6 protein-coding genes, 1 pseudogene and 1 riboswitch are annotated in these 11,261 nt (G+C 45.2%); of the genes and pseudogenes, 4 read left to right on the top strand and 3 right to left on the bottom strand.

Annotated elements, in window-relative coordinates:
* Window positions 1–253 precede the first annotated feature (253 nt).
* From AB5618_RS20675 to cytX, 4 genes and pseudogenes are all read left to right on the top strand, one after another.
* Entirely contained in the window at window positions 254–1,231 is a 978-nt protein-coding gene (locus tag AB5618_RS20675) for an AraC family transcriptional regulator (RefSeq protein WP_118584253.1), read from the top strand.
* 155 nt (window positions 1,232–1,386) lie between these two features.
* Window positions 1,387–3,063: an alpha-glucosidase gene (locus AB5618_RS20670; protein WP_148463613.1), complete on the top strand. Its 1,677-nt coding sequence runs from the start codon at window positions 1,387–1,389 to the stop codon at window positions 3,061–3,063.
* 71 nt (window positions 3,064–3,134) lie between these two features.
* A riboswitch (TPP riboswitch) is annotated at window positions 3,135–3,240 on the top strand.
* A gap of 202 nt (window positions 3,241–3,442) precedes the next feature.
* Window positions 3,443–4,231, top strand: a pseudogene (gene thiD / locus AB5618_RS20665) (bifunctional hydroxymethylpyrimidine kinase/phosphomethylpyrimidine kinase); the annotation flags it as partial.
* A 145-nt stretch (window positions 4,232–4,376) separates the two neighbouring features.
* On the top strand, window positions 4,377–5,552 hold the full coding sequence (cytX, locus tag AB5618_RS20660) for a putative hydroxymethylpyrimidine transporter CytX (RefSeq protein WP_148463615.1): 1,176 nt from the start codon (window positions 4,377–4,379) through the stop codon (window positions 5,550–5,552).
* Window positions 5,553–5,756: 204 nt separating this feature from the next.
* Here the strand turns inward: cytX and AB5618_RS20655 are convergent, their stop codons facing one another.
* The 3 genes from AB5618_RS20655 to AB5618_RS20645 form a co-directional block, all read right to left on the bottom strand.
* Window positions 5,757–7,079 (bottom strand): alpha-L-fucosidase, encoded by a 1,323-nt coding sequence (locus AB5618_RS20655; protein WP_148463616.1) that lies wholly within the window; start codon window positions 7,077–7,079, stop codon window positions 5,757–5,759.
* Window positions 7,080–7,103: 24 nt separating this feature from the next.
* Window positions 7,104–8,366 carry a M28 family metallopeptidase gene (locus AB5618_RS20650; RefSeq protein WP_148463617.1) on the bottom strand — a complete coding sequence of 421 codons (1,263 nt, stop codon included), beginning with the start codon at window positions 8,364–8,366 and terminating at the stop codon, window positions 7,104–7,106.
* Window positions 8,367–8,550: 184 nt separating this feature from the next.
* A complete protein-coding gene (locus AB5618_RS20645; RefSeq protein ID WP_148463618.1) occupies window positions 8,551–11,127 on the bottom strand; it encodes a transglutaminase domain-containing protein in 2,577 nt (858 codons plus the stop codon).
* Between the last annotated feature and the right edge of the window lie 134 nt (window positions 11,128–11,261).

Here is an 11,261-nt window from a genome sequence, read left to right as displayed (position 1 = left end):
TTCAGTCGATTGTCAACAGTTAATTTGAATTTTCTGAAAACTATTTTATTTTTCAGTATTTCAGAAGCAATTCCTTGCGACAGCTTGTTTACCATACCACTATCGCAAGGAATCGTCAAGCACTTTTTACAAAAAAATTTATATTTTTTTATAACATTATTTTCAATCATTGACTTTCGCCCTCAGACATGATAGCGTCAATACATATAACAAATTCATTATTTTATACCCTTTCCCCAGTTTGGAGGTTTCTATGTATCAACAGCAATCACCAGCATTAAAAGAAACAAATCCTCATGGCTCCCAGGCTTTTCCCTGTGCTTTTTACCGTTTAAAACTAAGCGGACACGGAATCCTGGTCAAGCACCATTGGCACGAGGAGGTCGAGATTATTTACTTTCCCGGTGGAACCTTCACCTTAGATATTAATATGGAAACATTTGATGTATCTTCAGAATGTTTTTATTTTATTAATCCCGGCGAACTGCACAGCATACGTGCACGCTCAAAAGAAGTCTCCATGGAATACGCTGTCGTTTTCCAACCGGAACTGCTCTGCTCTCCTTTTTACGATACGGTTCAGACTCAGCTTGTCCAGCCACTGCAAAACGGACGTCTGATTTTTCCAAGATGTATTTCTGCAAACCATCCTGTTTTTCCTATTATAAAGGAGCAGTTCCAGAACATCACTAACGCATTTTACCGCTGCAGCTTTTCTGAACAATTGGAAGAGCTTCATGATTCCTTACATATAAATTTATTCCGCGCTTCTGGAAATGCCATTGTCGGCCTGGCAGATCAGCTTCTGATCAAGGCTTCCCTGTTAAATATTTTTGCAGATTTTTCCAATCGCCAGCTTTTTTCCCAGACTGAAAAATCTGATGACCACAGGGTCGAGACCATAAAAACCACAATCACTTACATCCGCGACCATTACCAGGAAAAAATTTATATCCGCGATCTGGCATCCCTGATCGGACTCAATGAGCAATACTTTTGCCGTTTTTTTAAAAAAGCAATCGGCATGTCTCCCATAGAATACCTGAATGAATATCGCATCCGCCAGGCAGTACGTTTATTAAAAGACAGCAGTCTTCCAGTGACCGAGATATGTCTGGACTGTGGTTATAACAATATGGGGAATTTTCTCAGAGAATTTCGCAAATATACAGGAACCACACCTCTGCAATATCGGAAACACAGCCAGGGGATTGAGAATCCTTCCTTATAAAACACGCTTGCACCCCCCTATGTACGAAATGATTTTCCAAACAATCTCTGGTCAAAATTTCGTATTTTTTAATCAAATTAAGGGAAGTATTTTCTTTTTCATGTATGTATAATGTACTTAGTTCAAAGATAATCATTATATATAAGGAGACATAAATGAATAGCACGAAAAAAAAATGGTGGCAGGATAAAGTAGCCTATCAGATTTATCCGAAAAGCTTTTATGACACAAACGGTGATGGAATCGGCGATCTGCCGGGAATTATTGAGAAACTGGATTATTTAAAGGAGCTGGGGGTTGACATTGTCTGGCTTTCCCCCTGCTATCGCTCCCCTCTTGCCGACCAGGGATACGATATTTCCGATTATTACGACATTGACCCGCGATTCGGAACTATGGAGGATATGGACCGCCTTATCGCAGAAGCAAAGAAGCGGGACATGTATATTGTCATGGATCTGGTTGTAAACCACTGCTCTGATGAGCACGAATGGTTTAAAAAAGCCTGTAAAGATCCGGATGGAAAATACGGCCGTTTCTTCTATTTAAGAGACAAAGAAGATGGTAAGCTTCCTACTAACTGGCGCTCCTATTTCGGAGGTTCGGTATGGGAGGATCTGCCTGGCACCAACAAACAGTACCTTCATGTTTTTCATAAAAAGCAGCCTGACCTAAACTGGGAAAATCCAGAGCTCCGTGAGGAAGTATATAAAAATATTAACTGGTGGCTGGACAAGGGTCTTGGCGGTTTCCGCATTGATGCTATCATTAATATCAAAAAAGCTCTTCCTATGCATGATTATGAGCCTGATCGTGAGGACGGACTCTGCAGCATTAATAAAATGCTGGAGGAAGCTACCGGAATCGGAGAATTTCTTGGAGAAATGCGTGACCGCACCTTCAAGCCTCACGATGCTTTTTCCGTAGGTGAGGTTTTCAACGCAAAAGACGAAGAGCTCCCGGATTTTATTGGAAACAATGGTTATTTTTCTTCTATGTTCGACTTTAACGAAACCATTTTCGGAGGTTCTGAAAAAGGCTGGTACGATTGCAAAGAAATCACACCTGACGACTACAAGCGCTGCTGTTTTGAGACACAGGCCAAAATGGGGGATTTCGGATTCGTTTCCAATATTATCGAGAATCATGACGAGCCTCGCGGTGTCAGTCACTATATTCCAGAAGGTGATTGCTGTGACACAAGCAAAAAAATGCTGGCAGCATTGAATTTCATGCTTCGTGGACTTCCCTTTATTTATCAGGGACAGGAGCTTGGCATGGAAAATATCCCGTTCAAATCAATTGACGAGGTAGATGATATTTCAACTCTGGATGAATATAAAGTTGCACTTGACGCCGGACTTACCCCGGAAGCAGCTTTGAAAGCTGTTGCCCGCCGCAGCCGCGACAATGCCCGTACCCCCATGCAGTGGACTGGTGAGGAAAATGCCGGATTTACAGCTGGTACACCGTGGCTTCGGGTAAATTCCAATTATACCGCAATTAATGTGGAAAAAGAGACGATTGATCCAAATTCCGTACTTAATTTCTATAAGAAACTGATCGCTCTTCGCAAGGATCCGGAATATAAAGAAACCGTTGTGTATGGTGCTCTGGAGCCCTTTATGGAAGACCGGCATAATTTAATGGCATACTACCGTAAAGGAGATAAAACTTTACTTGTGGTTGGCAATTATCAGTGGGATGAGCAGGAAATTACACTTCCATCAGAATGCAAAAAGGTGCTGATCAATAACTACCCGGATATGGTTCTGGATGGAAATTTAGTTAAGCTGCATGGATATCAGGTGCTGGTTGTGGAGTTAGCGTAAACGATTTTCACGCTTGGTATTTATTGTATTCCAACACCTTATTGACAATTTTTCCCATTATTACTATAATAACAAAAGAACAGGGGAGCTTGTACACAGGCTGAGAGGAAATTGTGAATTTCGACCCTTTTACCTGATGCGGATAATGCCGCCGTAGGAAGTCATCATGGGTTTGATTTTTTTCGGAGACACCTCATTGGGGTGTCTCTTTTTTCATATGGCAGCAATGCAGCGTTCGGCTGGGGGCACCACTTTCGGACGCTATATAAAATTAATGCATACATAACAACAGTGCCGGTTTGTAAAAAGATTTTTTCACGTTATAACTCATAACTCGTGGAAACTGCTTCAAACAAGGCCAAGAGAAAGGAAGAAAATTATGAGAACAGCATTAACAATCGCTGGAAGTGACTCCAGCGGAGGCGCCGGTATCCAGGCTGATATCAAGACAATGATCAGCAATGGAGTATATGCCATGAGTGCGATTACCGCACTTACCGCACAGAATACTACCGGTGTAACAGGTATTATGGAAGCAACGCCAGAATTTCTGGCCGACCAGCTGGATAATATTTTTACAGATATTTATCCGGATGCAGTGAAGATTGGAATGGTATCTTCCAGCGCATTGATTGAAACCATTGCGAAAAAACTTCGCCAGTATGAAGCAAAGAACATTGTAGTAGACCCGGTTATGGTCGCTACAAGCGGAGCCAAGCTGATCAATGATGAAGCCATTGAAGCCCTTAAAAGTCAGCTTCTTCCAATGGCCACAGTCCTGACACCGAATATTCCGGAGGCAGAGGTTCTGTCCGGAATGAAAATAGAAACTGCCGAGGATATGATCAAAGCCGCTGCTGCCATCGGGGAGAAATACAGCTGTGCAGTGCTTTGCAAGGGTGGTCATCAGCTGAATGACGCCAATGACCTTCTGTGGCGCGAAGGCAATTACAAATGGTTCCAGGGAAAGCGGATCAACAATCCAAACACTCACGGAACAGGATGTACCTTATCCAGTGCCATTGCTTCTAATCTGGCAAAGGGATTTGACCTGGATACTTCCGTGGAGAGGGCAAAGAAATATATTTCCGGAGCACTTGCTGCTATGCTGGATCTTGGAAAAGGCAGTGGTCCTATGGATCACGGATTTGCAATAAAAAATGAATTCACACTGTCACATGACGAGATTACGGCAGAAGCCGCTGTCTTCACAAATGGGGAATCAGGCGTGTCAGCAAAACAAGCAGCCTCTGTCACTGCAGATTCTGAACTCTCAACCGTAAAACCGACACCAGATAAGGAGGCGAAATAACATGACCGAAAAACGTACTTCCATTTTTGAAAACGGCCTGATCTGGTTTGGCGCTGGTGTTTCCCTGGCGGAAATCCTCACTGGAACCTATTTTGCCTCACTTGGCTTTAGAAAAGGTCTTCTTGCCATTATCATCGGACATATTATTGGCTGTACCATGCTTTTCCTCGCCGGAGTAATTGGCGGAAAAACACGCCGCAGTGCAATGGAAACCGTAAAAATGAGCTTTGGGGAAAAAGGCGGGATTTTCTTCTCCTTCCTGAACGTACTTCAGCTGGTTGGCTGGACTGCCATTATGATCTACGACGGAGCTCTGGCCGCAAACGGTGTGTTACATACCGGAAGCTGGGTATGGTGTCTGGTAATCGGTGCACTGATCGTACTGTGGATTTTTATCGGCATCACAAACCTTGGAAAAATCAACACCATCGCTATGGCAGCACTTTTTATCCTTACACTGGTACTCTGCAAGCTCATCTTCTTTGATGGCGGGACTGCACTTGCCATTGGCGAGGAAGCCATGTCCTTTGGTGCTGCGGTTGAGCTTTCTGTTGCAATGCCACTGTCCTGGCTGCCGCTGATCAGTGATTATACCCGCGAGGCGAAGGAGCCAGTGAAAGCAACTGCTGTAAGCTCTATTGTTTACGGTCTTGTAAGCTGCTGGATGTATGTAATCGGTATGGGTGCAGCGATTTATACCGGTGAATCCGACATTGCTCAGATTATGGTGAAAGCCGGACTGGGAATTGCAGGCCTTCTGATCATTGTATTTTCCACTGTTACCACCACATTCCTGGATGCTTACTCCGCCGGAATTTCATCTGAATCTGTATTTTCCAAAATTAATGGAAAATATGCCGCAATTGCCGTAACCATCATCGGAACAATTGCTGCAATTGTATATCCAATGGACAACATTACCGATTTCCTGTACCTCATCGGTTCTGTATTTGCACCGATGATCGCCATTCAGATTGCAGACTTCTTCCTGCTGAAACGTGCTGACAGTCTGGGCGAATCGGTTGACATAACAAATGCGGTAATCTGGGTGATCGGATTTGTGCTGTACCGAATTTTAATGAGAATTGATATTCCTGTGGGAAATACACTGCCAGATATGGTGGTTACCATTCTCATTTGTATGATCGTGCGAAATGTTTTAAAGAGTAAAAAATAGACTTTCACTTTAGAGTGTATTGGATAAAAGGCTTTCTGCAAGATGTGCGTCGCAATTTGCGGGAATGATTTTTCAAACACGCTCTAGCTTTCGTATAAACACTACTCGGTTCAGGAAAGTGCCAGAGATGGGCTTTCTTATAAATTCAAAAAGGGGCTGCCATTTCCCGGCAGTCCCTTTCTGTTTATTTCTGTTTATATCTGCTTATTCTTCAGTTTCTTCCAGTGTTACTTCCACAACCGTATCCCGATCATCCGGAAGCGGGTAGCTGTCGCAGGTGTCAGCGTTGAGGAAGAAGAACTGATTCTGGGAGTATTCCTTCAGGTTCCAGTAATCCGTAAGCTTTACCTCGGAATTGTCGGAAAGACGGCGGAGTTTTTTGATCTTACCGTGAATTCCGGTAAGAGGGATTGCTCCTGCCTGGGGCTCCATAACGTGGGCGTAGATCTTATTTCCGTTGCGGGTGTAACGGCCCCATTCCGGTTTATCGATTTCAGCATAGCCACAGCCGTAGATGCTCTTGGAGTTCTCGTCCATCCACTCTCCTACTTCTTCCAGAATCTTCACAGACTCCTTCGGAATACGACCTTTTGCATCAGGCCCTACATTCAGGAGCAGGTTGCCACCCTTGCTGACGCACTCAACCAGCATGTGGATGACCATTTCAGCTGATTTATAATGACGGTCACTGGAAGAGTAGCCCCAATTGTTATTCAGGGTCAGGCAGGCTTCCCAGGGTACCGGATCACCCAGCTCATTGCGGATTCCTGCTGGTGGGATCATCTGCTCCGGAGATGCGAAATCGCCGGAATATTCTGTAGGATTTGCAGTAAGGATAGAACCGGAATCCTCAGCACTGCCCTCCAGACGGTTATCAATGATCAGCCAGGGCTGGATGGAACGCACCATGGAAATCAGCTCCTGGGCTTTCCATTTGTCGCACTTCATATCGCCGTAGGAGAAGTCGAACCACATCAGATCCAGCTTACCATAATTGGTAAGAAGCTCTTTGATCTGCCCAAACATAAATTCCAGATAGCGGTCGAAATCGCGGTTTTCATTGGAGCATTCCGGATGGTTGCGCATTGGATGGTGCATATCCCCATAGTGTGGGAAATCCGGGTGGCGCCAGTCTATAATAGAAAAATACAGACCTACTTTGATTCCTTCTGCACGGAATGCCTCCAGGAACTCTTTTACCAGGTCTTTGTGGCAGGCTGCATTCATGGAATTGTAGTCAGTAAGTTTGGTGTCAAAAAGGCAAAAGCCGTCGTGGTGTTTGGCTGTGAGCACAGCATATTTCATGCCTGCCTTTTTCGCAAGACGCGCCCACTCTCTTGGGTTGTAATTCTCAGCTGTGAACTCTTCTGTGAGATGGCAGTAGTCCTCATGTGGAATCTGCTCCACGCTGCGCACCCATTCTCCTCTGGCAGGGATTGCATAAAGTCCCCAGTGAATAAACATGCCGAAACGGGCGTCACGGTACCATTCGGTACGTTTTGTTCTTTCTTCGATTACTTTGTTCATTTTATAATGTCCTTTCCTGTAACATTAGGCAAAATACTTTTCCAGTTCTCTCTTCATATCCTCTGGAATTTCCCGTTCAAAGGAAAGCTCTGGCTCGTTTGCCACCCATGCAGCTGCTGTGCAGAGAGTTTTCGCCCCTTCTTCCAGTGCACGAGGAGAAATATATTCTACCGTATCGTGTCTTGTATGCATGCCAAAGCCGTCACGGTTTAAGGTAAGCGCTGGCACACCTTTCCATGCGAAAGTATTGGAATCGCTGGCCCAGACCTGATTTTTGATGGTAACACCCAGCTGATTTTCTTCCATGAGGTTTTTCAGTTCTGCACAGACAGTCGGATCTGCAGTTACTCCCAGAACGTTTCCTCCCAGGAGCTGCCCTGCCAGGTCTACATTCAGATTAAACACATGGCTGCTCATTTCTCCTTCATGGGATTTCACATAATTCTGGCTTCCAACCAGACCTTTTTCCTCGGAGCCAAACCAGATGAACTCCATAGTTCTGGCTGGTCTGTGCTCTGCGAAATGATGAAAAGCTTCCATCACCATGGCTCCGCCGGACATATTGTCATATGCACCAGGGCCTTCCGGAACAGAATCATAATGAGCCGTTACCGTAACGATTTCTTCTGGAAAATCAGTTCCCAGAATGCGTACTGCCACATTGGCGGAATTGCGGGAAATCTCGCTCTGCTGAATGTTCAGGCAGCACTTGGATGCCTGTTTCTCCACGATTTCCACTGCATCCAGATAATGGATAGATGCGCCTGGAAGATCACCTGCCTTGCGGCGGTACTGGGTTGGAATCCGGTCTTCCCCCTGATCCAGCGGCGTGCCGCATATGGTTACAAAGCCAAGTGCACCTGCTGCTTTTATTTTATTTATCATATCTTCACGAATAGGATCGCAGACCAGCACAACTGCCCCTTTTGCCTTGGAAAGACTGATGTCGTCTCCTTTTCCCACGAAGAGAAATGGTGCTGTGATGCCCTCTTCCAGGGTGCAGGCGCCATTCAGGTAGGCACGCACCGGATAAGCCTTCTTATAAGGCTGGCAGATTACCAGCTCTGCCTTTTTCTGCTGAAAATCCGGACACTGGAAAAATTCCATGCGGGGTGTCTGAATGTAGACAGACTTTCCCGTCTGGGCTGCTGCCTGCTCCGCTTCCTTCAAAATGTATTCAGCTGCTTTGTGCTCCCCCTTAGTGCCGGATTCACGGACGTATGCCGTGTCAGCTACAAACTGATACGCGCGTTGTCCATTTGGGTGAATTTCTGTGTATTTATTCATAATTTACTCCATTTAGAGATGGCTTCCGATTTACTCCTATTTAATGCGCTACATTCAGAGGCCTTGCAATTTTCCTTATTATGCTTTGCTGCGCACCTCTAGAGCACAAAGAAAACCATCTCTATATTTCTTAGAAATTCTACTATATACTTCAAAAACTACTATATCTTCTTTTAAATGCAATTTATACTTCCGGCACTTCTTCCATAATACGGATCAACATATCGCCAGTTCCAACATTATAGCCGCTGGTTGCATAAATCCCTACAGACTCGCCATTAGTTACCAGAATTAGCGGAAGCTTGTCTGGATCAACGTACATTCTTCTTCCCAGAAGTTCAATGTTTTCTTCAAAGGAATCGTAATAGATGGAAACATTCGGGAACATCTTCAGCACTTTTGCCAGAAGAGGATCCTGCTTGGCTTCCGGAGTACGAATCATGAAGGAGATGGAATTTTCAAATTCGTGGAATTTTTCTGCATGTTCCAGCATTTCATTCAAAATATGTTCCGTAGGCTCCCGGCTCTCTTCCAGCCACATGAGAATTTTCTTGCCGCCTTTGGTTAACTCAGCGCAGGTTACTGTGTTTCCGGCAGAATCTTTTACTTCAAACTCCGGAAGGGAAATACGCTCCAGCATATCGCCAAGCTGAGCTTCGCGGAGACGCAAGGTTTCTTCTCTCTGTCCGCCTTCTTTTATCGTAAATGTTTTCTCCCATGCAAACTGATTTCCGTTAGGAAGACGGTTGGTGGTGATAATCCGGTAGATTCCTGGAATCAATGCAAGCTCCAGAGTATCCCCCTTCCAGCTTCTGCCGGTAAGATTCAGGGAAACAAATTCATTTCCAACCAGACGTCCCATTGTCCAGTTCTGATAGTAGTTCCATACAGCATCAGCCTCTTTTTTCAGTGTGAGAACTGCGCCACCCTTCTGCTGTTTCAAAACGGACACAAACTGGTCTTTTACCCAATATTCCATTACCTTATTATCTGGATTCAATCTTGCCGGAATTCCCAGTGTACGGGCGATTGCCACAAAAAGTACCTTCTTGGAACGCTCGGTACCAATTCCAGATACCAGACATTCGTATGGAGTTTCCATTACGGTCTCGCGCTCGTTATCCGGGTAGGCAGTGATGTGCACCTGGATATAATTCCAGATTTCTGCCGGATTTGTGCGGAAAGCGGCTTTCTGCTCTTCTGTAAAAAAGGAGAGAATGCCTTTTCGGTATGGACGAAGAAGCTCGTCCTCCACACGGGGATTTAATACGTAATTGATATAGAGGTTATAGCCATTCTCAGCACCAGAAACGCCTGTATATGCCACAGATTTTTCAGTTTTACAATTCTTCTCGCCGCAAGCAGTGCCGTTAACATCCCAAACAAGATCTCGGTACTCCTTAGCATATATCTTTCCATATTCCAAATGCTCTTCCAGCACCCTGCAAACACAGTCTGTATGATCCTTCTCTGAAAGCACATCCACTATTGCCTGACGAAGTTCCTTCTCATCGCCTCCTGCAAGAAAAGCGGTCAGCTCCGGATTTACCCAATTTTCTTTCTTCTCCTTGCGGATCTTGTTTGCTTCATTCAGTCGTCTGGTTCCTTCTGCTTTCTGCTCCTGGGTAGGCATGTCCGGGTTCACCGGGGTGTCAACTGGCGCAATTACATCTACAGCTCTCCAATCCTCAGCTTCCACAGTCTCACCAGTAAGAATCAGGGAAATCTCATCCTGCGCTCTGGTATCCAGATCTGCCTGTGCAAAGCCTTCCATCCCCGGAAGGAATGCCAGAACTCTCACACTTCCCAAACCCGTCACTAAGGAAACTGTTCCCTTCTCGTCTGTCTCTGCCTTTGCAATAGGAAAATACTCTCCCATATTCAACACCAGAAACTGCACTTGAGCGCCCTTTACAGCCGCGCCCTCTTTATCTGTCACTTTTACAGAAACAGTTTTCACCCTGGCATAACGCGTAGTCTGGTTCAACATAACCGCTGCACCTTCTTTGCCGATCACATCCTCCCCTTCTGCCGGGAAAAGATCAAACAGGCGGGAATGCACCATCATTGCTCTGGAAGAAGCATTGGTAAACCACCCCTTATTCAGGATCATAAGCGGCTCACATGCGCCTGTGAAATACCATTTTCCGTCACACCAAAGCTCCACCCATGCGTGGTTGTCATCACAGTGGGACCACCTTGGCACATACACCTGCCGCGCCGGAATTCCCACACTGCGAAGTGCATTTACCAGAAAAACAGACTCCTCACCGCAGCGTCCGTAACCTCTTCGATATACCGTAAGTGCCGGAAGTGTACGGTCATCACCACTATGATAAGTAGCTTCCTCCGCACACCAGTAATTTACCTCAATTGCCGCATCTTTCGCATTTTTTCCTTCAATTCTATCCTTCAACTCATTCCAGAAAAAGCTTCGACACGGAAGTACCTCTTCCTCATTCACCCTGTGATCCAGAATATAATTCAAAAACATCTCCTCCGGCAGCTCTTTCACCCTGTCCAGCGTATTATAAAGAAACAGCCCATGACTTGCGAAATCCTGAATCTCCTCAAAAGTATAATTCACAAGATCACTATAAGGCGCGGTCACATACAAATACTTCATTGCCAGCCCCAGATCTCTGCCGCACCCATCCAGTTTCTCACAAATCGTCTTCAGCGGCTCCCTGTCCGCCCCAAACTTCTCTGTTAATTTCAAAAATTCTTCTTCAATCTTCCTCTGACTGTTCTGAAGAAACATCTATTCATCCTCCTACTTTAAGAAAATTGCTATTTAATTGGTTGGTCGTTATCCCGTACGCGATTTCACAATGTATATTCACCGCCGCGCGTCGCAACGTTCCGGCAAGCTAATGACTAACTACGACTAAGACG

It is taken from the genome of Ruminococcus sp. J1101004sp1_RTP21198st1_B9_RTP21198_201120, assembly GCF_040924245.1.
Taxonomy (GTDB): domain Bacteria; phylum Bacillota; class Clostridia; order Lachnospirales; family Lachnospiraceae; genus Blautia_A; species Blautia_A faecis.
The sequence above is the reverse complement of the archived record's forward strand: the minus strand, read 5'-3'. Positions and strand labels throughout refer to the sequence as shown.